The 26,027-nt window shown below is 71.2% G+C and carries 12 protein-coding genes; 1 reads left to right on the top strand and 11 read right to left on the bottom strand.

Annotated features, from left to right (window positions below):
* Positions 1-16 precede the first annotated feature (16 nt).
* Positions 17-787 (bottom strand): thioesterase II family protein, encoded by a 771-nt coding sequence (locus tag ACFWAR_RS10015; protein WP_385775028.1) that lies wholly within the window; start codon positions 785-787, stop codon positions 17-19.
* The gene (locus ACFWAR_RS10010; protein WP_385775026.1) at positions 781-1,758 is read right to left on the bottom strand and encodes a 3-oxoacyl-ACP synthase III family protein; all 978 of its coding nucleotides are present in this window, start codon (positions 1,756-1,758) and stop codon (positions 781-783) included. The genes ACFWAR_RS10015 and ACFWAR_RS10010 overlap by 7 nt, the downstream gene beginning before the upstream one ends.
* Before the next feature lie 237 nt (positions 1,759-1,995).
* On the opposite strand from ACFWAR_RS10010, the gene ACFWAR_RS10005 reads away from it, so the two are divergent.
* On the top strand, positions 1,996-2,601 hold the full coding sequence (locus tag ACFWAR_RS10005; protein WP_385775024.1) for an acyltransferase: 606 nt from the start codon (positions 1,996-1,998) through the stop codon (positions 2,599-2,601).
* Between the two features lie 22 nt (positions 2,602-2,623).
* Here ACFWAR_RS10005 and ACFWAR_RS10000 read toward each other — a convergent pair whose 3' ends face one another.
* The 9 genes from ACFWAR_RS10000 to ACFWAR_RS09960 all read right to left on the bottom strand — a co-directional run bounded on the left by ACFWAR_RS10000 (position 2,624) and on the right by ACFWAR_RS09960 (position 26,004).
* Positions 2,624-4,021, bottom strand: a complete 1,398-nt coding sequence (locus ACFWAR_RS10000) for an NDP-hexose 2,3-dehydratase family protein (RefSeq protein ID WP_385775022.1) — start codon at positions 4,019-4,021, stop codon at positions 2,624-2,626.
* A complete protein-coding gene (gene rfbB, locus ACFWAR_RS09995) occupies positions 4,018-5,001 on the bottom strand; it encodes a dTDP-glucose 4,6-dehydratase (RefSeq protein ID WP_385775020.1) in 984 nt (327 codons plus the stop codon). The genes ACFWAR_RS10000 and rfbB overlap by 4 nt, the downstream gene beginning before the upstream one ends.
* The gene (locus tag ACFWAR_RS09990) at positions 4,998-6,062 is read right to left on the bottom strand and encodes a glucose-1-phosphate thymidylyltransferase (protein WP_385775018.1); all 1,065 of its coding nucleotides are present in this window, start codon (positions 6,060-6,062) and stop codon (positions 4,998-5,000) included. Before ACFWAR_RS09990 ends, rfbB begins: the two co-directional genes overlap by 4 nt.
* 13 nt (positions 6,063-6,075) lie before the next feature.
* Positions 6,076-7,200 (bottom strand): DegT/DnrJ/EryC1/StrS family aminotransferase, encoded by a 1,125-nt coding sequence (locus ACFWAR_RS09985; protein WP_385775016.1) that lies wholly within the window; start codon positions 7,198-7,200, stop codon positions 6,076-6,078.
* 65 nt (positions 7,201-7,265) lie between these two features.
* Complete coding sequence (locus ACFWAR_RS09980; protein WP_385775014.1) at positions 7,266-8,501, bottom strand: glycosyltransferase; 1,236 nt, start codon at positions 8,499-8,501, stop codon at positions 7,266-7,268.
* The gene (locus tag ACFWAR_RS09975; protein WP_385775012.1) at positions 8,498-9,484 is read right to left on the bottom strand and encodes an NAD-dependent epimerase/dehydratase family protein; all 987 of its coding nucleotides are present in this window, start codon (positions 9,482-9,484) and stop codon (positions 8,498-8,500) included. The genes ACFWAR_RS09980 and ACFWAR_RS09975 overlap by 4 nt, the downstream gene beginning before the upstream one ends.
* Before the next feature lies 1 nt (position 9,485).
* A complete protein-coding gene (locus ACFWAR_RS09970; RefSeq protein WP_385775010.1) occupies positions 9,486-10,688 on the bottom strand; it encodes a macrolide family glycosyltransferase in 1,203 nt (400 codons plus the stop codon).
* A gap of 179 nt (positions 10,689-10,867) precedes the next feature.
* Complete coding sequence (locus tag ACFWAR_RS09965) at positions 10,868-21,019, bottom strand: SDR family NAD(P)-dependent oxidoreductase (RefSeq protein WP_385775008.1); 10,152 nt, start codon at positions 21,017-21,019, stop codon at positions 10,868-10,870.
* Between the two features lie 62 nt (positions 21,020-21,081).
* Positions 21,082-26,004 carry a type I polyketide synthase gene (locus ACFWAR_RS09960; protein ID WP_385775006.1) on the bottom strand — a complete coding sequence of 1,641 codons (4,923 nt, stop codon included), beginning with the start codon at positions 26,002-26,004 and terminating at the stop codon, positions 21,082-21,084.
* Positions 26,005-26,027: the final 23 nt, after the last annotated feature.

Raw genomic sequence — 26,027 nt, 5'->3', positions numbered from 1 at the left:
GGCGGAGCCGTACCGTTCAGCGCGCCGGCGCGGCGCGCGTCGTGCCGATGTGCTCGGAGATCAGTCGGATGACCTCCGGCGCCTGCGAGTTGAGGTAGAAGTGGCCACCGGGGAACACGGTCTTCGTGAACGGTCCCGTGGTGTGCTCGGACCAGGAACTCGCCTCGTCGTCGGTCACCTGCGGGTCGATGTCACCGATGAGGGCGAGCACCGGGCAGGTCAGCGGCGGACCGGGCCGGTACACGTACCGCTCCACCACCCGGTGGTCGCCCCGGATGGCCGGCAGGATCATCCGGAGCAGTTCCTCGTCCTCCAGCAGCCGGTTGTCGGTGCCCTCCAGCTGCCGGATCTCGTCCATCAGCCCGCGGTCGTCGCGCAGGTGCACGAGGTCCTGCTGCGGGCGGGTGCGGGAGGGGGCGCGGCGGCCGGAGGCGATGACCCCGAGCGGTACCGTGCCCGCGTCCTCCAGGAGCCGGGCGACCTCGAAGGCCACCATGGCGCCCATGCTGTGCCCGAAGAGGGTGACGGGCCGGTCCAGCCAGGGGGTCAGCGCTTCGACCACTCCGTGGGCGAGTTCCTCGATGGAGTCGGCGCACGGTTCGTGGCGCCGGTCCTGGCGCCCCGGGTACTGGATGGACAGGACGTCGGTCTCCGGCGACATCGCCCGGGCGACGGGCAGGAAGAAGGACGCGGAGCCGCCCGCGTGCGGGAGGCACACGAGCCGCGTCGGCGCGTCGGGGGCCGGGGCGTACCGGTGGATCCAGGCGCCGGTGTCCACGTTCACCACGCCGGCAGTTCCCCGATGGTGAGCACGGTGGCGGAGCAGACCCAGCCCGGACCCTGAGAGGTCATCAGGACGTGGTCGCCGGGCACCAGCTCGCCGGTGCGCACGGCGTGCTCCAGGGTGATGAAGATGTCGGCGCCGCCGGCGTGGCCGACCGAGCTGCCGTACTCCCAGACCAGTCGGTCCATGGGAATGCCGAGGGGGCGCATGAGCGCGTGCTCGGTCATCCTCTTGTCCACGTTGATGGAGATGACCTTCGAAATCTCCTCGCTGGTCAGACCCGCGTCGACAATGGCCTCGTTGATGATTCCGAGGTCGAATTTACCGAACTTCTCGAAGAGCTCGGCAAATCCCATGACATTGTCGACGAAATACTGCGAGCGCTCGCCCATGTTGAAATACTTGCGGTCGCTGCCGTCGGGCGGCAGAAGCGATTCCTCGCCACGGTGCCACTGCTCCAGGCTGTGCAGCGTGCCGGAAGCCAGGGAGCGCACCTCGGCGAATCCGCCGCGCCCGTTGACGACCGCGGCGACGGCGCCGTCGGAGAAGATGGAGGAGGTGCCGAAATCGCCCCACCGGTTGATCAGCGGAGTGCTGAAGTTCGTCGCGGTGGTGATCAGCACGTTGTTCCGCTTGGCCACGCCGGTGATCTGGCCGATGGCCGCCTCCAGGCTGCCGAGCATGCTGTTGCAGCCCTGCTGCACGTCGAGCGAGGGAATCTCCCCGGCGCCCAGCTCGCGCAGCACGTAGGCCGGCGCGTAAGCCCCTTCCGGCACCTGGTAGTAGACGCTGCCGTGGACGTGGTAGTCGATCGCCTCCAGGTGCGCCGACGAGCGCGTGACGGCGCTCCGGGCGGCGAGGACGGCCATGTCGGCGGCCGGTACGTCGCCCGCCACGTGCGTGCCCTTGAGGCCCGCCGCGGCGAACTCTCCGCGCGCGTAATCGCTCGCACCCTCGGCCTCGGCGGAGGCCACCCATTCCGGAAGGTGCACCCCGAGCGAATCGATAAAGACACCATTTATTTTCATGACGAAAACCTCCCCTGTCTCCCCGCTTCTACAACGTCCACCTAAATCGAGAGTGGATCATCCTGTCAAGCCGACTTGACATACGGGGGCCATACAGTGTTGACGTGACCTTCGTCACGGCGAAATTGCGACAGTCTTTCCGCTATCCATATAGCATTGCGGATTTCTACTGAAGGAGGATCGATGACCCCCCATATTGACCCCGGCGCCGAGGTCGACGTAAACGCGACGGTGGGCGACAGCGCGACCGTCTGGGGCCTGGCCCACATCCGGGAGGACGCGGTGGTGGGCCCCGGCTGCACCATCGGCCGCGGCGCCTACATCGGCCCCGGAGCGACGCTCGGGGCCGACTGCAAGGTCCAGAACTACGCCCTGATCTACGAGCCGGCCCGGATCGAGGACGGCGTGTTCATCGGCCCCGCCGCGGTGCTCACCAACGACCCGCACCCGCGCGCCCTCACCCCCGACGGTGCGGCCAAGGGGCCGCAGGACTGGACGCCGGTCGGGGTGACCGTCCGCCACGGCGCCTCGATCGGCGCACGGGCCGTGTGCGTCGCCCCGGTGACGATCGGGCGCTGGGCCCTGGTCGCGGCCGGATCCGTGGTGACCCGCGACGTGCCGGACCACGCCCTGGTGGCCGGCTCGCCCGCCCGCCGGATCAAGTGGGTGGGGCGGGCCGGCGTGGCCCTGCGGGACGCGGGCGAGGGCCGCTTCCACTGCCCGGTCACGGGCGAGACGTACACCGAGGTCGCCCCCGAGGTACTGCGCCCCGACGCCGACCCCGCGTGATCCGGGCGGGGCCGCGGCCCCGTCAGGACAACGAGTTCAGGCAGGCCAGGAGCGTACGGGCCTGCACGCTGACGTAGTGGTCGTGCCGCAGCAGCGCGTTCAGCTGCGGCACGCTGAACCACGCGAAGTCCGGCGGCAGGTGGTCCGGCAGGGCGTCGTCCGCCTCGACGACGAGGTGGCGGGAGACCGCGTTCAGGAACCGTCCGCCCTCCTCCGACAGGACCGCGTCGTAACGGACCCTGCCCGGATCGGCGTTCAGGACGTAGTCCAGCAGGGGCGGCCGGTCGGCGGGGTCGTAGTTCTCCGGCACGCACTGCACGGTCGGGCCCAGCTCGACCGCGCTGCGGAAGCCGGGTTCGGCGCGGGCCCGCATCAGCACGTGCGGCACGCCGCCGACCTCGCGCACCACCGAGGCGACCACGCCCGAACCGCTCGGGGCGAAGAGCGGCTGGTGCCAGCCGCTCACCTCCCGGTTGCCGGCCCGGACGGACACGGCCACCACGCTGAAGTAGCGGCCGTCCTCGCGGGCGATCTCCGTCGCGCTCCGGTGCCAGCCCCGCGCCTGCGTCTCGCGCAGCGGGACCCGGGAGACCTCGATCTCGCGCTCGCTGCGCTGCCCGGTGAGCCAGCCCAGCAGCTCGGCGGTCGGCGTCAGGGCGCCGTCCGCCTGCTCGGCGGCGGGCAGGTGCGGAGCCAGGCAGGCCAGCACCGTGCGGGAGTCCATGTTGACCACGTTGTCCCGCGCCAGCAGGTCGTTCAGCTGTCCCAGGGTGAGCCAGCAGAAGTCGTCGGCCAGGGGGACCTCGGTCTCCGGGGCGACCTCCACGACCATGTTGCGGTTGCGCTTGCGGTAGAACCACGCGCCGTGCTCGGACTGCAGCACGTCGGTGATCACCCGGCCGCGCCCCGCCCCGGCGAAGTACTCCAGGTAGCGCACGGGCGCGCCGCGGTGGACGCCCGTGAAGTTGCTCCGCGTGGCCTGCACGGTGGGCGACAGCTGGAGCAGGTTCGGGTTGCCCGGCTCCATCTTCGCCTGCATCAGGAAGTGCGGCACCCCGCCGAAGTCCTTGACCAGGATGCCGAGGATGCCGATCTCCGGCTGCCGGATGATGGGTTGGTGCCACGCGCTCACCGGCCCGTCGGCGGACCGTACCGCCAGACCCTCGACGCTGAAGAACCGTCCGCTGCGGTGCACCAGGTTGCCCGTGGCGTCGTCGAAGCTCCAGCCCTCCGCGGCCGCGAAGGGGACCCGCTCGACCCGGAAGGGATGCGCCGCACGGCGCTCCTCCAGCCAGGCGTCGAACGCGTCCAGTGACAACTGGACTCCCTGCCGGGCCCGTTGCGAAGCCGCCAGGCGGCCGGGCAGGGCCGCGTCCTCGCAGCTGCGCAGCCCGCCGGGGTGGGTCAGGAGCGCCGTCATGCCCGCGCTCCCGGATCCGCCGCGGCCGCGCTCCACCGCTCCGGGTGGTCCCGGTACCACGCGACGGTGTCGGCGAGGCCCCGCGCGAAGTCGACGGCGGGCGCGTAGCCGAGTTCCTCGCGGATCTTGCTGTCGTCCAGGGAGTAGCGCAGGTCGTGGCCCTTGCGGTCGGTGACCCGGCGCACGCTCTCCCAGGTGGCACCGCACAGGTCGAGCAGCAGCTCGGTCATCTGGCGGTTGGACAGCTCGCCGCCGCTGCCGATGTTGTAGACCTCGCCGCCGCGGCCCTTGGTGAGGACCAGCTGCAGCGCCTCGCAGTGGTCGCCGACGTGCAGCCATTCGCGGACGTTGGAGCCGTCCCCGTACAGCGGCACGCTCTCCCCGGCGAGCAGCCGGCTGACGAACAGCGGGATCAGCTTCTCAACGTGCTGGTAGGGCCCGTAGTTGTTGGAGCAGCGCGTGACGGACACGTCGAGGCCGTGGGTGCGCGCGTAGGCGCGGGCCATCAGGTCGCTGCTCGCCTTGGAGGCGGCGTACGGGGAGTTGGGGGCCAGCGGCCACTCCTCGGTCCACGAGCCGCTGGGGATCGAGCCGTACACCTCGTCGGTGGACACGTGCACCACCCGCTCGACTCCGGTGCGCAGGCACGCCTCCAGCAGGTTCTGCGTGCCGACGACGTTCGTGCGGACGAAGACGGACGGGTCCTCGATGGAGCGGTCCACGTGCGACTCGGCCGCGAAGTGCAGCACGGCGTCGTGTCCGGGCAGCAGGTCCCGCAGCAGGTCCTGGTCGCAGACGTCGCCCTCGACGAACGTCAACCGCTCGTGCCGGGCGGGGAGGTTGGTCCGGTCTCCGGCGTAGGTCAGCTTGTCCAGGACGGTGACGTGGGCGTCCTCGTACCCGGCGTAGCCGCCGTCGAGCAGGGTGCGCACGTAACAGGACCCGATGAAGCCGGCGCCGCCGGTCACCAGGAGCTTCACGCGGCCACCTCCACGCTCGCGTGGTCCCCGACGATCAGTCGGTGGGAGCCGTCGGCGCTCGCCGCCGTGACGCTGGCCTCCCGGCCGATGACCGAGCCGCGGATGGACCGGACGCCCTCGACGCTCGCACGGGCCAGCACGATCGTGTCGCTGACCTCGGTCCCGCGCAGCAGGCAGTCCTCGCCGATGGAGGTGTGCGGGCCGATGGAGCTGCCCTCGATCAGGGCCCCGGCGCCGACGACCGCGGGGCCGATGATCTGCGAGCGGACGATGCGGGCGCCCGCCTCGACCACGACCGCGCCGATCAGCTCGCTCTCCGCGTCGACCTCGCCGTCGACGCAGGGCTTGATCCCGTCGAGGAGTTCGCGGTTGCAGGCCAGGACGTCGTCGATGCGACCGGCGTCCTTCCAGTAGCCGGTGTAGGTGCGCGCCTGTACGTCGGCGCCGCTCTCCACCAGCCATTGGATGGCGTCGGTGATCTCCAGCTCGCCGCGGGCGCTGGCGCCGATGGCCGCCACGGCCTCGTGGATGGCGGGGGTGAAGAAGTAGACGCCGACGAGCGCCAGGTCGCTGGCCGGGTCCTCGGGCTTCTCGACCAGGCGCAGCACGCGCCCGTCCTCGTCGACCTCGGCGACGCCGAAGGCGCGCGGGTCGGCCACCTGGTGCACCACCAGTTGTGCGGTGGGGCGCCGGGCGCGGAACTCGCGGGCCATCTCGACGACGCCGTTGGTGAGGACGTTGTCGCCGAGGTACATGACGAAGTCGTCGTCGCCCAGGAAGTCGCGGGCGATGGCGACGCAGTGGGCGAGGCCGAGCGGCTCGTCCTGCTGGATGTAGGTGAGTCGCACGCCCAGCTCGGCGCCGTCGCCGAGGACCGCGGCGATCTTCTCGGGGCGTTCGCCGACCACGATGCCGATCTCGGTGACGTCGAGGGCCTTGAGCGCCTCGATGACGTGCACCAGGACGGGCTTGTTGGCGAGCGGGATCAGTTGCTTGGGCAGGGAGTGGCTGAACGGGCGCAGCCGCAGCCCCATGCCGCCGGACAGTACCAGCGCTTTCACCGGTGACTCCTTCTCAGAGGGTCGTGAGGACGTCGCGCAGGGCACCGATGACGGTGCTCTGGAGGTCCGCGGGCAGCGACGGGTACATGGGCAGCGAGAAGATCTCCCCGGCCAGTTCCTCGGTGACCGGCAGGGACCCCTTGGCGTACCCGAGGTGCTCGAAGCCGGTCATGGTGTGCACCGGCCAGGGGTAGCTGATGTTGAGCGAGACGTCGTGCTCGTTCTTGAGGCGCTCGATGATCTCGTCGCGACGGGGGTGGCGGACCACGTACACGTAGTAGACGTGGTCGTTCCCGGGGTTGACCTTGGGCAGCAGCAGGCCGCCCGGGCCGGTGAGGTCGGCGAGCTCCTCCTCGTAGCGGCGGGCGATGGCGCGGCGCCCCTCGACGTAGTCCTCCAGGCGGGTGAGCTTGCGCCGCAGGATCTCGGCCTGCACCTCGTCCAGCCGGCTGTTGTGGCCGGGGGTCTGGACGACGTAGTAGACCTTGTCCATGCCGTAGTAGCGCAGCCGCCGCATGGCGAGGTCGACGTCGTCGTCGTTGGTGAGGACCGCGCCGCCGTCGCCGTAGGCCCCCAGGACCTTCGTCGGGTAGAAGGAGAAGGCCGCGGCGTCGCCCATCGATCCGGCGATCCGGCCGTGGTGGCGGGCGCCGTGCGCCTGCGCGCAGTCCTCGACGAGGGCGAGGCCGTGCTCGGCGGCGAGGGCCTCCAGGGGCGCCATGTCCACGCACTGGCCGTACAGGTGCACCGGCAGGAGGGCCTTGGTGCGGGGGGTGATGGCGGCGGCGACCTGGTCGGTGTCCATCAGGAAGTCGTCGGCCCGGACGTCGACGAAGACGGGGGTGGCGCCGACGCCGTCGATGGCGAGCACGGTCGGGGCGGCCGTGTTGGACACGGTGATCACCTCGTCGCCGGGGCCCACACCGACCGCCTGGAGGGCGAGCTTGATGGCGTTGGTGCCGTTGTCCACGCCGGTGCAGTGGCGGACGCCGTGGAGCGCGGCGAACTCCTCCTCGAAGCCGCGGACGCTCGCGCCGAGCACCAGCTGGCCCGAGTCGAAGACGGTCTCGACCGCGTCGAGGATGTCCTTGCGTTCCTGGTGGTATTCCGGCAGGTAGTCCCAGACGTACGTGGTCATGGGTGGGTCAGCCTCCAAGGCGTGGTGAATGGGGGGTGCGGGAGCAGCGCGGTCGGAGCGCCCGGTCAGAGCGCCCGGTCGCCCCAGGACTCGATGACGTCGCAGGCCGTCTCGACGCCCCGGTCGGCGCGCACGCGCTCACCGATCGCGGCGGCCCGCTGGGCCACGCCGGGGTCGCCGATCACGGTGTCGACGGCCTGGCGCAGCTTCTCCGCGGTCATCTTCTGGAAGGGCACCGGCGGTGCGGAGAGGCCCAGTTCGGCGATCCGGTCCGCCCAGTAGGGGCCGTCGGCCCAGCAGGGCACGGTCACGTGCGGAACGCCGGCGCGCAGCACGTCGGCCGTCGTGCCGAACGAGGCGCCGTGGATGACGGCGGCCACCTTCGGGAAGAGCCAGCCGTAGTCGACCTCCTGCACGCGGAACACGTCGTCGGACCCGGTGCCCTCCGGTCCGCCGACCACGATCAGCCGCCGCCCGGCGTGCCGCACCGCGTCGCGCACCAGGGCGAAGGTCTCCTCGCCGTACACCGGCCAGGCGCTGCCGAGGGCGAGCACCAGCGGCTTCGTACCGGCGTCGATGAAGTCGGCCAGACCGGCCGGGGGTTCCTGGTCGGGGCGCTCCCGGACCCAGTAGCCGGTGACGTGCGCGTGCGCGGGCCAGTCGGCCGGCGGGGGCATGAAGGCCGGGCTGTAGGGATAGAGGATGGGCTGCTCGACGCCGAGCCGACCGACGGGCGACTTCTTCACCGGCGCCAGGCCCTGGCGGGCGCGGAGCTTGTTGACCGCGGGGCGCTGCCAGGCCCATTCCATCTGCGCGGACAGGGTGTGGGTGAGCTTGGTGTACGCCGGACCCAGCGGCAGGTCCGGCGTCTTGTACGCGCGGAACTCGCGGGTCTCGGTGATCGGCCACCAGGAGACGGTGCCCCACGGGAGCCCGGGCCCGGCGTAGCCGGCGCCGCGCGGGATCAGCGAGGTGAGCAGGAAGTCGGCGCCCTCCGCGGCCTCCTGCATCTTCTCCAGGGAGTTCGTCACCTCGTCCATCGTGGGACGCTCCATGGCCATCGCCGTACGGATCGACGACGGGCTCTTGCGGATCGCCTTGATGACGGCGGGGGCCGCGAAGTAGTCGGCGCTGTTGCCGGGGATCTCCCGGAACTCCAGCCCGGCCTCTTCCACCATCGGCTTGAAGTCCACGGACGTGGCCACGGACACGTCGTGCCCGCGCCCGCGCATCCCGATCCCCAGCGCCACGAAGGGATGGACGTCGCCTCGCGTCCCGAACGTCTGCAATGAAACCTTCATCGGACCCTCTGCAAGTTCTTTTGGTACCACTGGACTGTGTCGGCTATGCCGCTCTTCAACGACCTCGGAGTGAAATCGACGACGCTGTGGAATCTTTCGAGGTCGAGCGCGCGACGTGCGGCTCCCACCGGTTTGTCCAGATCGAATCGGACGCCGTTCGTGCGCCCGGTCGCCGCGGCCAGAAGATGGGCCAGATCGCGGATCGAAATAGATTCCGGAGTACCGATGTTGAGCGTCTTGTGCTCCGCGGACTGAACCATACACAAGATCGCGCGCACGAGATCGTTGACGTGTATGAAGGTCCGGGTCTGACTTCCGTCGCCCCAGATCTCGACGTCCTCACCGGACGCCAACTTCATGAGCATGTTCGGAATGACGTGATTGGTGGTCGTACCGAAATCGTCCCGCGGACCGTACACATTGGTGGGGCGGGGCGTGTAGATGCGCATTCCGAATTGCTCGCGGTGGAGGTCCGCGGCGATTTCGGTGAACATCTTGGACATCCGGTAGCCGTTGGGCGAGAACTCCATGTGCCGGCGGTGGTCGTCCTCTTCCCGCATCGGCTCTTCGCTCTCGTACGAGTAGATCTCGGCCGAGCTGATGAGCACCACGTCCTGCGTCTTGCAGTGCCGGGCCATCTGCAGCACGTTGGAGACCATGCGGACGTTCTCGTCGAACATCCGGCCCGAGTGCTCCAGCAGGAACTCCATGTTGCCGTCGAGGGTGGCGCAGTTGATGACGGCGTCGACGTGCGGCACCGTCTCGGCGGCGGCCAGCAGCGCGTCGTAGTCGAGGATGTCGACGCACACGGTCGACAGGGCCTCGGTAGCGGGTAACTCGGCCCGCACCTCCGGCCTGTCGGTGCGGTACAGGCACAGGACGCGCGCGCCCCGACCGAGCAGCTCCTCGACGACGTGCGAGCCCACGAAACCGAGTCCGCCGGTGACCATGACGGTGCGGTCGGCCCAGTAGTCCGGTGTCATGTCAGCGGCGGGCAAGGTACGCCTCGACCTCGTCGGCGGCGCGGGTCGCCCCGCCGGCCGCACGGACCCGCTCCGCCATGTCGGCCACCCGCTGCCGGATCTCCGGGTCCTCGGCCGCCGTGAGCACGGCCGCGCGCAGGGCCTCGGGGGTGACCTCCTGCCGGGCGATCCGGACGCCGATGCCCAGCTCGGCGATCCGGCGGGCGTTGAAGTCGAGCTCCACCGACTGCGCGACGGCCACCAGGGGCGTGCCGGCGGCCAGCGACTCCATCGTGCTGCGGATGCCCGCGTGCGTCACGAAGACGTCGGCGTGCTCCAGCACGGCGAGCTGCGCCACCTGCCGGTGCACCTCGAAGTTGGCGGGCAGGTCACCGAGGTCCGCCGGGTCGACGTGGTCGCCGGTCGCCATCACCACGTGCCAGGGCAGGTCCGCGAACGCCTCGGCGCACGCGCGGTAGAAGTCCGGGCGCTCGTTGAAGAGCGTGCCGAGCGCGATCAGCAGCACGGGGGCACCGCCCTGCGGCGGGGTCCACGTCGGCCGGGTCGCGGGGGCGGCGAGGCCGGGGCCGACGAAGACGTAGCGGTCGTCGAAGGTCTCGGCGGCGGGCTGGAAGTCCGCGGCGACGCAGACCAGGTTGAGGTCCTCCGACGCGGCGAGGAAGTCACCGGGGCCCGGGGCGGGCAGGCCGTGTCCGGCCCGGAACTCGACGAGCTTCATGCCGAATTCGACCAGCGCCGGGTGCTGCGGGTCGATGGCGGGGAATTCCTCCGACAGCGCCTGGATCACGGAGAAGTGCTCGTTCGACGCGAGCAGCGGAATGATCTGCGCGGCCGGCGTCTCCCACTTCTCGGCGAGGGCCCGAGCGCCGAAGTTCATGAGCGTGTCGTACAGCACGAGATCGGGCAGGTCCGCGGCGAGTTCGCCCTCGGCGGCGGTCGCGACCGCGATGTTCTCCCGGAGGAGCTGGAGCGGACCCTTCACCATTTCTTCGGCCGTCATCTCCGCCGGCACGCTGCGGTTGGCGGGCCAGACCGATTCGTACGTGACGGCCTTGGCGCCGGCCGCCGAAACCGCTCCGGAGAACTGCTCCGTCGTGATGTACGTGATCCGGTGTCCTCGTCCCACCAGGTCGGCGACCACCGCGAGGGTGGGGTTCACGTGTCCTTGGTAGGGGGCGCCGAGTACGGCTATGTGCTTCTTCAAGGGAATGGCTCCAGTTCACCGCACGAATGCGCCGTTGCGCGAGCGTGCGAATCCGCGATCAAAGATCAGAGGTCGAATAGCAGAGGTCGAATATCAGAGGTCAGAGGTCGGGGATCGACGGCCGAGGACCGACGACGGAACCGACTTCTCGTACTGCCGGCCGGTGTCGAAACGAACCCTCAGGCCATTTCGTCGAGCCATGCCTCGACGACGCGCGCCGTGGCTTCCGCGTGCTCTTCCACGATGCCGAAGTGGTCGCTCGCCACTTCCCTGGCGGTGTGCTCCAGCTTCCAGTCGATGTGCAGCACGTGCGCCTGCTCCGGGTCGCCGGAGGCGGTCCACATCGGCTCGGTGGCACGGACGAGCAGGGTGGGCGTCTTGATGGGCTCGGGGCGCCAGGCGCCGAGAATCCGGTGGTATCCGCCCATGGCACTCAGGCGGGTGTCGTTCATGATGCCGCCGCCCAGCTTCGCCTCGCGGTCGAAGACCACGCCCAGCATCGCCACGCCGACGTCGTTGTTGACCTCGTCGTCGTCGGGCCAGGGCACGTCCAGCAGGACCAACGCCGCGGGTGCGGCGCCGATGTCCTCCAGGTGCGCGGTGACGGCGTGGGCGATCTGACCGCCGGCGGAGTGGCCCACGAGCACGAACGGATCGTCCCCGGCCGCCCGCACCAGTGCCTGCGCGTGGAGTTCGACGAGCGCCGCCATGTCGGCCGGGATGCTCTCGCCCTCCAGGTATCCGGGCTGCGGTACGACCGTCACGTCGCGCCGGTCACGGAAGTGCTCGGCGAAGCGGGTGTACTGCTGGGGACCCGCGGTCGCCACCACGGCGGGGAGGCAGAACAGCGTGGGCCGCGCCGGTCCGACGGCCAGCCGCACGGGCTCCGGCAGGTGCTCGGCGGCCGACCCGCTGTCGAAGGCGGCCCGAAGGCTCGACGCCGCCATGATCAGCTCGTTGCCCGCCGTGTGCTGCCCGTCGGCATGGGCCTGGCGGAACATCGCCTCGATGCCTCCGGCCGGCGCCGGGGCCCCCGTACCGGAGGTCGCCGGGCCGCCGGAGGGGTCGGACGCGTCGGGGGCGGTCAGCACCTTCTGCAGGTGGGCGACCACCGACGTGGGCTTCGTGTACTCGAAGAGGAACCCGGTCGGCAGGCGCAGCCCGGTGCGCGCACCGAGCCGGTTGCGCAGGTCCACCGACATCAGCGAGTTGAAGCCCTGCTCGAAGAACCCCCGGTGGAGGTCCACGGTCTCGGGCCCGGGGTGCCCCAGCACCACGGCCGTCTCGGCGCGCACCAGGTCCGACAGCAGCTGGGTCCGGTCCGCGTCGGCGAGCCCGATCAGCCGCCGCCGCAGGTCCGATCCACCGGCGGTGCCGGTCGCACCGGCCGATGCGGCGGTCCGCCGGGGCCCGCTCCGACGCACGGCGGGCCGCCCGGACCCCTCCTGCGGGGCCACGGCGTCACCACCGGGCCGGGCGGCGTCCGGCGGGGTCAGCGCGAGCGCCTCGACCGAGGCCACGGGGGCACCGGTCGCATCGGCCAAGGCGATCGAGTACGCGCCGTGTCGGCCGGTGGCCGTGATCCGCACCCGCAGCCTGGCGGCGCCGACGGCGTGCAGCGACACGCCCTGCCAGGAGGAGGGGACCCACGGTCCGTCCGCGCCCGTGTCGTCCCCCGCGCCCGCGAGGAACCGAGCGGCGTCCAGAGCGGCGTCGAACAGGGCCGGGTGCAGACCGTAACGGGCCGCCTCCCCTTGCTGCTCGTCCGCTCCGGGCAGGCTCACCTCGGCGAACACGTCACCGTCCGCCCCCTGCCAGAGGGCGTCCAGCTCCTCGTTCCGCACCGCCACGGCTCCTGCCGGCGGCCAGGACACCAGGTCCCAGTCCGGCGCCGAACCGTCGCCGGTCGCCAGCACGCCCGTGGCGTGGCACACCCACGGGGCGTCGGCCGATCCGGCCTCGGTCCGCGAATGGACGCTGAACTTGCGGCGCCCCGTCCAGTCCGGCTCCGCGGCCCGTACCCGGAGCTGGACACCACCCTGCGCGGGCAGTACCAGGGGTGCCGGGAGCGTCAGCTCGTCGACCACGTCGCAGCCGACCTCGTCACCGGCCCGCAGCGCCATCTCCACGAACGCCGTCGCGGGCAGCAGCACCGCGGCACCCTCCGCGCCCTGTGCGGGCAGCCACGTGTGCGCCTGCGCCGAGAGCCGTCCGGTGAGCACGATCCCGTCCGAGCCGGGCAGCTCGATCGCGGCGCCGAGGAAGGGGTGGTCGGCGGGCAGCAGGCCCACCGAGGCCATGTCACCGGTGACCGCGCCTCCGGCGTCGAGCCAGTACCGGCGCCGCTGGAACGCGTACGTCGGCAGCTCGACCCGGGCCGCACCCGTTCCCTCGAATACCTGCGACCAGTCGACGTCCACGCCCTGGACCCACACTTCGGCCAGCGAGGCATAGAACCGGTCCAGGCCACCGTCATTACGGCGCAAGGTGCCCGCCACGATCGCGGACTCGGCCTGGTCCTGAATGCTCATCGTCAGCACGGGATGCGCGCTGACCTCGACGAACGTGCCGTGCCCCTGCGCGACCAGATCCTCGATCGCACCCTGGAAACGGACCGTCTGGCGCAGGTTCCGATACCAATAGCCCGCATCCAGACCCGACGTGTCCAGCCAATCACCCTCCACCGTGGAGAAGAACGGCACCCGCGCGGCCACCGGCCGCACCGCCGCCAACACCTCGGCCAGCTCACCCTCGATCCGCTCCACGTGCGAGGTGTGCGACGCGTAATCCACCGCAACCCGGCGCGCCCGAACACCCTCCGCCTCGCACTCGGCCTGGAGCTCGTCCAACGCCTCCGGGTCACCAGCCACCACGACCGAGGTCGGACCATTCAGCGCCGCGACCTCAAGCCGCCCCGCCCAACGCACCAGACGGGACTCCACCTCCGCCAGCGGCAACGCCACCGACATCATCCCGCCCAGACCCGCCAGACTGCCCGCAATGGCCTGCGACCGCAGCGCCACCACCCGAGCACCATCCACCAGCGACAAACCACCCGCGACACACGCCGCAGCGATCTCACCCTGCGAATGACCCACCACAGCAGACGGCTTCACACCGAACGACTGCCACAGAGCGGCGAGGGACACCATCACGGCCCACGAGACCGGCTGGACCACATCCACCCGATCCAACGACGGCGCACCCTCACGCCCGCGCACCACCGACTCCAGATCCCAGTCCACGAACTCAGCCAACGCACGACCACACTCGGCCATCCGCTCCGCGAACACCGGCGAGGAATCCAGCAGATCCACCGCCATACCAGCCCACTGCGAACCCTGACCCGGGAACACGAACACCACCCGGCCACCGGACCCCGAAACCACACCCTCCACCAGACCCGAAGCCGGCAGACCCTCACTCAACGCACCCACACCAGAGGCGAGTTCACTCAACGCACCGCCGATCACCACGGCGCGGTTCTCGAACTCCGCACGCCCGGCAGCCAACGACCACCCCACGTCCACCGGCGACAGACCCGCACCACCGGCCCCGACGAGCGACGCCAGCCGTCCGGCCTGATCCCGCACGGCCTCGGTGCCACGGCCGGAGACCACCCACGGCACCGCCACCGGTGCCACGGGATCGGCAACCTCAACTTCAATCTCGGCCTCAGGGGCCTGCTCAAGAATCACGTGCGCGTTCGTACCGCTCACACCGAACGACGACACACCCGCACGACGCACCTGGTCAGCAGCACCGGGCACCCACTCGCGCGCCTCCGTCAGCAGCTCGACCGCACCCGCCGACCAATCCACCTTCGACGAGCGCTCACCCACGTGCAGCGACTCCGGCATGATCCCGTGCCGCAGCGCCTGGACCATCTTGATCACACCGGCCACACCCGCGGCGGCCTGCGTGTGACCGATGTTCGACTTCAACGAACCGAGGTACAGGGGCCGTTCGGCCGGGCGGTCCTGGCCGTAGGTCGCCAGCAGGGCCTGCGCCTCGATGGGGTCGCCCAGCGTCGTTGCCGTACCGTGCGCCTCGACCACGTCGACATCGGCCGCGGACACACCCGCACTCGCCAACGCGGCCCGGATCACCCGCTGCTGCGACGGACCGTTCGGCGCCGTCAGGCCGTTGCTCGCACCGTCCTGGTTCACCGCGGAACCACGGACGACCGCCAACACGGGGTGACCGTTGCGCCGGGCGTCCGACAGCCGCTCCAGCAGCACCATGCCGGCGCCTTCGCCCCAGCCCGTGCCGTTCGCGTCGTCGGAGAAGGGTCGGCAGCGGCCGTCCGACGAGAGGGCCCGCTGGCGGCTGAACTCCACGAACAGGCCCGGGGTGGACATGACCGTGACGCCGCCCGCCAGTGCGAGGGTGCACTCCCCCGCACGCAGCGCCTGGGCGGCCAGGTGCAGGGTGACCAGGGAGGAGGAACAGGCGGTGTCCACCGACACCGCCGGGCCTTCGAGGCCGAAGGTGTACGAGAGGCGGCCCGAGACCACGCTGGCGGAGATTCCGGTGGCGAGGTAGCCGTCGGACTCGTTGGGTGAGCGGAACAGCAGGGCGCTGTAGTCCTGGCCGTTCGTTCCGGCGAAGACGCCGGTCCGGCTGCCGCGCAGCGTGGACGGGTCGATGCCGGCCCGTTCGATCGCCTCCCACGAGGTCTCCAGGAGCAGCCGCTGCTGCGGGTCCATGGCGAGGGCCTCGCGCGGTGCGATGCCGAAGAACCCGGGGTCGAAGTCGGCCACGCCCTCCAGGAAGGAGCCCTCCCGGACGTAGCTCTTGCCGATGCGGTCGGGATCGGGGTCGAACAGGGTCGCCATGTCCCAGCCCCGGTCCTGCGGGAACTCGGTCACCGCGTCGCCACCGGAGGCCAACAACTGCCAGAGTTCCTCGGGGGAGTTCGCGCCGCCGGGGAAGCGGCAGCCCATCCCGACGATGACGATCGGGTCGTCGTCCGTCGCGGCGACCGGCGCCGACACGGTCCCGTCCGCGGCCCGCCCGGCACCGGCGTCGCCGTCCGCCCCGCCGGGGAGTTCGGCGCTCAGGTGCTGCGCGAGTGCGGTGGGCGTCGCGTAGTCGAAGACCAGCGTGGCCGAGAGTGCGAGACCGGTCGTGGCGGCGAGGTGGTTGCGCAGCTCGACGGCGGTCAGGGAGTCGAATCCGACGTCCTTGAAGGGCCGGTGGGCGTCGACGGCCTGGGCCGAGGCGTAGCCGAGCACCGTCGCCGCGCTGTCGCGCACCAGGTCGAGCAGGTGCTTGTGCCGGTCGGCCGGAGCCAGTCCGGTCAGCTGGTGGGCGAGGGCGTCCGCCGGGGTTCCCATGCGGGTGCCCGCCGTGGCGGTGCCCCTGGTCACCTCGCGCCGGACCGGGACCGGCACCAGGCTGCGCAGCAGGGCGGGGGTCTGGCCGGTGTCGCGCAGCGCGGCCAGGTCGAGGCGTACGGGGACGAGTGTCGGCCGCGCGCCGACGAGGCCCGCGTCGAACAGGGCCAGACCCTGCTCGGCGGAGATGGGCAGGATGCCGAGGCGTGCCATGCGGGTCAGGTCGGTGTCGCCGAGCCGTCCGCCCATGCCGCCGAGCTCGGGTCCCCACAGCCCCCAGGCCATGGAGACCGCGGGCAGTCCGAGGGTGTGGCGGTGTGCGGCCAGGGCGTCGAGGAAGGCGTTGGCCGCCGCGTAGTTGCCCTGACCGGCGCCGCCGAAGGGCGAGGCGGCCGCGGAGAAGAGCACGAAGGCGCGCAGGTCCAGCCCGGCCGTCAGTTCGTGGAGGTGCCAGGCCGCGTCGACCTTGGGCCGCAGCACCGCGTGCCACTGCCCCTCGTCCATGGTGGCGACCACCGCGTCGTCGACGATGCCGGCGGTGTGGACGACGCCGACGAGTCGGTCACCGAGCGCGTCCACGACGTCCGCCATGGCCTCGCGGTCGGCGACGTCGGCGGCGACCATCCGTACGGAGACGCCCAGCGCGGCCAGTTCGTCGGCCCACTGCTCGTCCCGGCCGGAGCGGGACACCAGCACCAGCTCGGTCACGCCGTGGGCGTCGACGAGGTGCCGGGTCACCAGGCGACCCAGTCCCCCGGTCGCGCCGGTCACCAGCACCGCCCCGGCGGCGAGGTCCAGGTCGGTGGCGGGCAGGGCGGGCACCACGGCGCGGCGCAGGCGGGGGAAGTGGGCACGCCCCTCGCGGACCGCGATCCGCGGCTCGTCCGACCCTGCTGCCGCCAGGCCCGTACGGAGCGTCTCCTGGTCGAGCCGGTCGGCTTCCAGCAGGACGAGGCGTCCCGGGTTCTCCGACTGGGCGGAGCGCACGAGGCCGCGGATCGACTCGGCCACGAGCTCGGCGTCCGTTCCCGGCGACGTCGCGGTGGCCACGATCAGTCGGGACGACGCCGCCTTCGGATCGGCCAGCCACTGCTGGAGGACCTCCAGGACGTGCTGCCCGACGGCGTGCACCCGCTCGGGCACGGAGCCGTCCGGATCGCCGGTCCCGGGTTCGAAGACGACGACGGGCGGTACCGCCCGACCGTCCGCCAGGTCGGCGTACGCGCAGCGCTCGTCCACGGCCGTTGCCGGGCCGCTCGCGGCGGGTACCCATTCGACCTCGAACAGGGCGTCGCGGCCGTAGGGGCGGTCGGTGGGCAGTGCCTGCGGGGTGAAGGTGCGCAGGGTGACGGCGCCGACGTCGAGCACCGGAGCACCGGTGTCGTCCGCGGCGCTGATGGCCACGGTGTCGGTGCCCTTGGGCGTGAGCCGTACGCGCAGCGAACTCGCGCCCTTCGCGTACGACCGTACGGTGGACCACGCGTGCGCCAGGCAGCTCGTGTCGGGGTCGAGGGCTGCGGAGAGGTCGGGGACGAGGCCGAGCCGCACGGTCAGCCGCAGTGCCGTCTCCAGGACCGCCGGGTGGACCCCGTACCGGTCGGAGTCGGCGCCGTCGGCGGACTCGGGCAGGCACAGGTCCGCGTACGCCCCGCCCTCGGACTCCCACACCGCCCGTACTCCGGGAAGCGTGAGGTCCGTCCTTTCGACGGCGTTCCGCGGCGGCCAGGACGTGAGGTCCGAGGCGGTGCGCGCCTCGCTCTCGTCCCACGCGCCGTCCCGGACGGCGAGCGTGGCGGTGGCGTGCTCGGTCCAGGCGTGCCGGTCGGTTCCGGTGCCCGCGCCGGGGTCGGTGTCGGTGTCGGCTTCCGTGGTGATCCGGGAGTGGACCCGTACCGGTCGCCGCCCGTCGGCGTCGGGGGCGTCCACGCTCAGCTGGAGGGTCGTGCTCCCCGCCGCCGGGAAGGTGATCGGTGCCGAGATGTCGAGCGCGTCGACGACCGGGGCGTGCACGTGCTCGCCCACGTGGGTGAGCACGTCGGCGAGCGCCGATCCGGGAAGTACGACGACGTCACCGATGCGGTGGTCCGCCAGCCACGGGTGCGTCTTGAGCGACAGCCGGGCGGTGTAGATGACCCCGTCCCGTCCCGCGACGTCCACGGCCGCCCCGAGCAGGGGGTGGTCGGCGGAGGTCAGGCCGACGGAGGTCACGTCGCCCCCGCTCCGCGGGTCGTTCTCCAGCCAGTAGCGCTGGCGTTGGAAGGGATAGGTCGGCAGGTCCACCCGGGACGCGCCGGTGCCCGCGAAGGCCTGGGTCCAGTCGACGGCGACGCCGTGCGTCCACGCACGCGCCACTCCGGTGACGAACGAGAGTTCCTCGCCTCGGCCCGAGCGCATCACGGGGAGGAAGACGCCGTCCGGCACACACTCCGCTCCCATCGCGCTCAGCACCCCCTCAGGACCCAACTCGACGAATACGGAGACGCCTTGAGTCCTGAGCGCCCGGGCGCCGTCGGCGAAGCGGACCGCTCCGCGCACGTGGCGCACCCAGTACTCCGGCGAACCCAACTCATCCGGCGTCGCCACCGTACCCGTCACGTTCGAGACCACGGGTATCCGAGCGGGCCCGTATGTCAGACTCGCCGCGACCTCGCGGAACTCCTCCAACATGGCGTCCATGCGCGGCGAATGGAACGCGTGCGACACCACCAGGCGCTTCGTCTTACGACCCTGGGCCTTGAGCGCCGCCGCCACCTCCAGCACCGCATCCTCGTCACCGGACAGCACCACCGACGACGGGCCGTTCACCGCAGCGATCGAGACCCGCTCCGCGTAATCGGCCAGCAGCTCGACGACATCGGCTTCCGACGCCTGCACCGCCACCATCGCGCCACCCGCGGGCAACGCCTGCATCAGACGACCGCGCGCGGCCACCAACCGGGCCGCGTCCTCCAACGACCACACACCCGCCACACACGCCGCGACCAACTCACCGATCGAGTGCCCGCCCACGAACTCCGGCCGCACGCCCCACGACTCGATCAGCCGGAACAGCGCCCACTCGACGGCGAACAGACCCGCCTGCGTGAACACCGTCTCATCGAGCGCGCCCTCAGCACCGCCCTCACCGAAGACGACCTCACGCACCCCACCCCGCACATGACCGGACAGCTCCCGGTCCAACACCCCACACACCTCGTCGAACGCCCCGGCGAACACCGGGAATCGCGCGTACAACTCCCGCCCCATACCGACCCGCTGCGAACCCTGACCCGAGAACAACACGGCCACCCGACCGCCACCCGCCACCGAGCCCGGACCCACCACCACACCCGGGACCGACTCACCGTGCGCCAACGCGGCCGCGCCGGCGACCAGTTCCTCGCGCCCGCCACCGATCACCACGGCGCGGTTCTCGAATTCGGCGCGCCCGGCCGCCAGCGACCAGCCCACGTCCACCGGGGACAGCGCCGCGTCGCCCTCGACCCGTGACGACAGCCCCGCCGCCTGCCCGCGCAGCCCCTCGGCCCCGCGCCCGGAGAGCACCCACGGCACGACCGCCGCAGCCGTGACCGGCGACGCCACCTCGGGCGCGGCTTCGAGCTCCGGGGCCTGCTCGATGATGACGTGGGCGTTCGTACCGCTCACGCCGAAGGAGGACACGCCCGCACGACGCGGACGCCCCTCGACCGCCGGCCACTCCCGCGCCTCGGCGAGGACCTCGACCGCACCCGCGGACCAGTCCACCTCGGACGACGGTTCGCCGACGTGCAGCGACTGCGGCAGGACGCCGTGCCGCATGGCCAGCACCATCTTGATGACGCCGCCCACTCCGGCGGCGGCCGCGGAGTGACCGATGTTGGACTTCAGCGAGCCGAGCCACAGGGGCCGGTCGGCGGGGCGGTCCTGGCCGTAGGTCGCGAGCAGTGCCTGCGCCTCGATGGGGTCGCCCAGCGTCGTGCCGGTGCCGTGCGCCTCCACCGCGTCCACGTCCGCCGCGGAGACCCGGGCGTCGGCCAGGGCCGCGCGGATCACGCGCTGCTGCGAGGGACCGTTCGGCGCGGTCAGACCGTTGCTCGCACCGTCTTGGTTCACCGCGGAACCACGCACGACCGCCAGCACGGGGTGACCGTTGCGCCGGGCGTCCGACAGCCGCTCCAGCACCAGGACTCCGGCGCCCTCGCCCCACGCCGTGCCGTCCGCGTCGTCGGAGAACGGTCGGCAGCGCCCGCTCGGCGACAGGGCGCCCTGGCGACTGAACTCCACGAACGCGCCGGGGGTGGTCATCAGGGTCACGCCGCCGGCGAGCGCGAGCGTGCACTCGTCGTTGCGGAGGGACTGGGCGGCCAGGTGCAGGGTCACCAGGGACGAGGAGCAGGCCGTGTCCACGGTCACCGCGGGGCCTTCGAGGCCCAGGAAGTACGAGACCCGGCCGGACAGCACCGCTCCGGACCTGCCGGTGCCCAGGTAGCCCTCGAGCCCCTCGGGGGTCTGCCGCAACAGGGCGCCGTAGTCGGAGCCGTTCGTACCGGCGAAGACGCCGGTACGACTCCCCTTGAGCGACTGCGGCGAGATGCCCGCCCGCTCCAGGGCCTCCCAGGACGTCTCCAGCAGCAACCGGTGCTGGGGGTCCATCGCCAGTGCCTCGCGCGGCGAGATGCCGAAGAAGCCGGGGTCGAAGTCGGTGACGCCCTCCAGGAAGGCGCCCTCGCGCACGTAGGTCTTCCCGTGGCGCGTGGGATCCGGGTCGTACAGGTCCTCGTCCCAGCCACGGTCGGTGGGGAACCCGGAGACGGCGTCGGTGCCGGAGTCCAGCAGGGACCACAGTCCCTCGGGGGACGTCACGCCCCCGGGGAAACGGCAGCCGATGGCGACGATGGCAATGGGCTCCCGAGAAGCCGCCGCGATCCGACGGTTCTCCTTGCGGAGGCGTTCGGTTTCTTTCAGCGACGTGCGCAGCGCTTCAAGAATCTTCTCAGGAGACGTATTACTCATTGCCAACTCCACGCAGGTACAGGCGTTCAGGAACGTTTGAGGCGATTCGAAGAATTCATGGATCAGACATCAGAATTTTCGAAGGCGATTCGGAGCAGGGCTTCCGCATCCATCGAGTCGATCGACTCCTCGTCGACCGGTCCCTGCTCGCCCTCACCTCCGGAAAGGGCTTCATTGCTCTCGAACTCCGCCAGCCGCAGCAGGATGTCCATGAGTCCCGCGTCCCGGATCCGGGCGAGCGGAATGGACGCCAGGGCTGCGCGCACCCGGGAGTCGTTGGGCTGTTCCCCGGCGTCCCCTTCGGCCTCCGGGACCAGACGGGTGCGCAGGTTGTCCGCCAGCGCGGCCGGACTCGGGTAGTCGAAGACGAGCGTCGCGGGCAGCGACAGACCGGTGGCGGCCTTCAACCTGTTGCGCAGCTCGACCGCGGTGAGCGAGTCGAACCCCAGCTCCTTGAACGCCCGGTCGGGATCCACCGCGTCGGCGTTCGGGTGCGCCAACACCCGTGCCACGTGGGTCCGTACGAGCACGAGCAGCTCGTGCGCCCGATCGGCGGGGGACAGTCCCGCCAGTCGCTCGCCCAACGAAACGGAGGAGGACCCGCCCGCACCCGATCCGGTCGGATCGGACGCCTCGCCGGAAGTCTCCAGGAGGCGCACGACCTCGGGAAGGTCCGAGATCAGCGGCGAGCGGCGGACGGTGGTGAACGACGACGCGAACCGCGCCCAGTCCACGTCCGCGACCATGGCGAACTCGTCGCCCCGGTCGAGGACCTGGTCCAGTGCGGCGAGGGCGTCCTCGGGTGCCATCGCCTCGAACCCGCTGCGATGGGCCCACTTGCCCCGCGTCTCCCCCGCCGCGAGGCCGTCTCCTGCCCAGCCTCCCCAGGCGATGGAGGTGCCGGGAAGTCCGAGCCCGCGACGCTGTTCCACCAACGCGTCCAAGAACGCGTTCGCCGCCGCGTAGTTGCCCTGACCCGCGCCACCCACAGCCCCCGCCATCGACGAGAACATCACGAACAACGACAGATCCAGACCCCGCGTCAACTCATCCAGATACCGCGCAGCATCCGCCTTCGACCTCAAAACGAACGCCAAACGCTCCGGCGTCAACGACCCGATCACACCATCATCGAGAACACCCGCCGTATGCACCACACCGGTCAGGGACGGCAGTTCACCGGTCGCCGACCGCTCACCCAACGAGGCGAGCAACCCGGCCACCTCACCATGATCACCCACATCACACGCAACCACCGAGACCCCGACACCCAAATCCGTCAGCTCCGCCCCCAGGACATCAGCCCCCGGCGCCAACGGCCCACGACGCGAAGCCAACACCACATGCTCCACCCCACGAGCAGCAAGCCAACGCGCCACATGCCCACCCAACGCACCCGTACCACCCGTCACCAAGACCGTGCCACGCCCCGACCAACCAACCGACGCCCCCGACACCCGCCCCGCACGCACCACACGCCGCACACGCACACCAGACGCCCGCACCGCAACCTGATCCTCACCCTCCACACCCGACAACACCCCACACAAACGCTCCACCACACGCCCATCCACCACCGACGGCAGATCGACGAGGCCACCCCACAACTCCGGATGCTCCAACGCCACCACCCGACCCAAACCCCACACCTGCGCCTGCACCGGAGCCGAAACCACCTCACCCGCCCCCACAGCACCACGCGTCACACACCACAAACGCCCCTCAACACCCACACCCACCAACGCCTGCACCAAAGCCAACGAACCCGCCAACCCACCACCGGACGACGACTCCCCCAACGCCAACAACGACAACACACCGCTGACGGCGCCGGATTCGGCCTCCAGGGCGCCGGCCACCGCCCCGGCCAAAGCGGCCGGGTCCGCCGGAGCCACCAGCCGGACGGGACGTGCGCCCCTCGCCGCCAGCCCCTGGATCAGGTCAGCCGTCCACGCGTCCTCGGCGAGACCTTCCGGAACCACGTAGAGCCACGTTCCGCTCAGCACCGGATCCGAGGCCGTGGACACCGGCTTCCACGCCACGTCGTATCGGCGGCCATCCGTCTCGGCCCCCCGACGGCGCTCGGTCCGCCACGCCGACAGCGCCGGCAGGACCTCGCTGAACGGCACGTCTGCCGACACGTCCAGCGTCGTGAGGAGCGAGGTCAGGTCCTCGCCCTCGACCGCCTCCCAGAACGCGGCCTCCGCCGGGTCGATGACCACCTCAGCAGCTACCGGGGCGTCGAGCCAGTACCGGCGCCGCTGGAACGCGTACGTCGGCAACTCGACCCGCGCCGCACCCGTCCCCTCGAACACCCGCGACCAGTCCACCTCGACACCCTGGACCCATACCTCGGCCAGCGAGGCGTAGAACCGGTCCAGGCCACCGTCATTACGACGCAGCGTGCCCGCCACCACGGCGGAATCGGCCTGATCCTGGACGCTCATCGTCAGTACCGGGTGCGCGCTGACCTCGACGAACGCCTCGAAGCCCTGCTCCCCCAACGCCTCCACCGCGCCCTGGAAACCGACCGTCTGGCGCAGGTTCCGATACCAATACCCCGCATCCAGACCCGACGTGTCCAGCCAATCCCCCTCCACCGTGGAGAAGAACGGCACCCGCGCGGCCACCGGCCGCACCGCCGCCAACACCTCGGCCAGCTCACCCTCGATCCGCTCCACGTGCGAGGTGTGCGACGCGTAGTCCACCGCAACCCGGCGCGCCCGAACACCCTCCGCCTCGCACTCGGCCTGGAGCTCGTCCAACGCCTCCGGGTCACCGGCCACCACGACCGAGGTCGGACCGTTCAGCGCCGCAACCTCCAACCGACCAGCCCAACGCACCAGACGGGACTCCACCTCCGCCAGCGGCAACGCCACCGACATCATCCCGCCCAGACCAGCCAGACTGCCCGCAATGGCCTGCGACCGCAGCGCCACCACACGAGCACCATCCACCAGCGACAAACCACCCACGACACACGCAGCAGCGATCTCACCCTGCGAATGACCCACCACAGCAGACGGCTTCACACCGAACGACTGCCACAACGCGGCCAGCGAGACCATCACCGCCCACGAAACCGGCTGGACCACATCCACCCGATCCAACGACGGCGCACCCTCACGCCCGCGCACCACCGCCTCCAGGTCCCAATCCACGAACTCAGCCAGCGCACGGCCGCACTCGGCCATCCGCTCGGCAAAGACGGGCGAGGAATCCAGCAGATCCACCGCCATCCCCACCCACTGCGAACCCTGACCCGGGAACACGAACACCACCCGGTCACGGACCCCATGAGCGGTGCCGGTGACCACTCCGGCCGGGGCGTCCTCGCCGCGCGCCAGCGCGGCCGTCGCGGCGGTCAGGCCGTTCCGGTCGCCGGAGACGAGCACCGCGCGGTGGTCGAAGGCGGCGCGGCCCGTGGCGAGCGAGAGGCCCACGTCGACCGGTGACAGGTCCGCACCGCCGGACTCGACGAGCGACGACAGGCGCGCGGCCTGACCGCGCAGCGCCTCGACGCCCCGGCCCGACAGCACCCACGGCACGGCCGACGGCGCCACGGGCTCCGACCCTTCGGCCGACTCCTCGCGCTCCGGGGCCTGTTCGAGGATGACGTGGGCGTTCGTACCGCTCACGCCGAACGACGACACGCCCGCACGACGGACCTGGTCAGCGGCGCCGGGCACCCACTCGCGCGCCTGGGTCAGCAGCTCGACCGCACCCGCGGACCAGTCCACCTTCGACGACCGCTCACCCACGTGCAGGGTCTGCGGCAGCACCCCGTTCTGCATCGCCTGCACCATCTTGATCACGCCGCCCACACCGGCCGCGGCCTGCGTGTGACCGATGTTCGACTTCAACGAACCCAGGTACAGCGGCCGCTGCGCCGGACGGTCCTGACCGTAGGTCGCGATCAGCGCCTGCGCCTCGATCGGGTCGCCCAGCGTCGTACCGGTGCCGTGCGCCTCCACCGCGTCCACGTCCGCCGCGGAGACCTCCGCGTTGGCCAGCGCGGCCCGGATCACCCGCTGCTGCGAGGGTCCGTTCGGGGCCGTGAGCCCGCTGCTCGCGCCGTCCTGGTTGACGGCGGAGCCCCGTACGACGGCCAGTACGGGGTGTCCGTGGCGCCGCGCGTCCGAGAGGCGCTCCAGGAGCAGCATCCCGACGCCCTCGGCCCAGCCCGCACCGTCGGCCGCGTCCGAGAAGGACTTGCAGCGGCCGTCCGGTGACATGGCCCGCTGGCGGCTGAACTCCACGAAGATGGTGGGGGACGACATGATGGCCACGCCGCCGGCCAGGGCCATCGTGCACTCGCCGCTCCGCAGGGACTGCACCGCCAGGTGCAGCGCGACCAGCGACGACGAGCACGCCGTGTCCACGGTCACGGCGGGGCCTTCGAGGCCCAGCGTGTAGGAGATCCGTCCGGAGGCGACGCTGCCCGCGCTGCCGTTGCCTATGTGGCCCTCAAAGCCTTCGGGAGCCGACTGCATCCGGGCGGCGTAGTCGTTGTACATCACGCCGGCGAAGACGCCGGTCCGGCTGCCGCGCAGCGTCTTCGGTTCGATGCCCGCCCGCTCCAGCGCCTCCCAGGAGGTCTCCAGGAGCAGTCGCTGCTGGGGGTCGGTGGCCAGGGCCTCGCGGGGCGACATGCCGAAGAACTCGGGGTCGAACTCCGCCGCTCCGTAGAGGAAGCCGCCCTCGCGGGTGTAGCTCTTCCCCTGCTGGTCCGGATCCGGGTCGTAGAGGTTCTCCACGTCCCATCCCCGGTCGGTGGGGAAGACCGAGACGGCGTCGGAGCCGTTCGCGACCAGGTCCCACATCTCGTCGGGCGAGGTGACGCCGCCGGGGTAGCGGCAGCTCATCGCCACGATCGCGATGGGGTCGTGGTTCTTGGCCTCCAGCTCCTCGAGTCGACGGCGTGCCTGCCGGAGGTCCGTGGTCGCCAGTTTGAGATAGGTGCGGAGTTTGTCCTCATTGGACATTCGAATTCAGCTCCCCGTGCATG

Origin of the sequence: Streptomyces sp. NPDC059917 (assembly GCF_042730635.1) — a bacterium.
Classification (GTDB): domain Bacteria; phylum Actinomycetota; class Actinomycetes; order Streptomycetales; family Streptomycetaceae; genus Streptomyces.
The sequence above is the reverse complement of the archived record's forward strand: the minus strand, read 5'-3'. Positions and strand labels throughout refer to the sequence as shown.

Excerpts from the sequence above, each read along its gene's own strand:
- ACFWAR_RS09960 (WP_385775006.1), bottom strand. The coding sequence starts at position 26,004 with ATGTCCAATGAGGACAAACTCCGCACCTATCTCAAACTGGCGACCACG.
- ACFWAR_RS10005 (WP_385775024.1), top strand. The coding sequence starts at position 1,996 with ATGACCCCCCATATTGACCCCGGCGCCGAGGTCGACGTAAACGCGACG.
- ACFWAR_RS09975 (WP_385775012.1), bottom strand. The coding sequence starts at position 9,484 with ATGACACCGGACTACTGGGCCGACCGCACCGTCATGGTCACCGGCGGA.
- ACFWAR_RS09980 (WP_385775014.1), bottom strand. The coding sequence starts at position 8,501 with ATGAAGGTTTCATTGCAGACGTTCGGGACGCGAGGCGACGTCCATCCC.
- ACFWAR_RS09965 (WP_385775008.1), bottom strand. The coding sequence starts at position 21,019 with ATGAGTAATACGTCTCCTGAGAAGATTCTTGAAGCGCTGCGCACGTCG.
- ACFWAR_RS09985 (WP_385775016.1), bottom strand. The coding sequence starts at position 7,200 with ATGACCACGTACGTCTGGGACTACCTGCCGGAATACCACCAGGAACGC.
- ACFWAR_RS10000 (WP_385775022.1), bottom strand. The coding sequence starts at position 4,021 with ATGACGGCGCTCCTGACCCACCCCGGCGGGCTGCGCAGCTGCGAGGAC.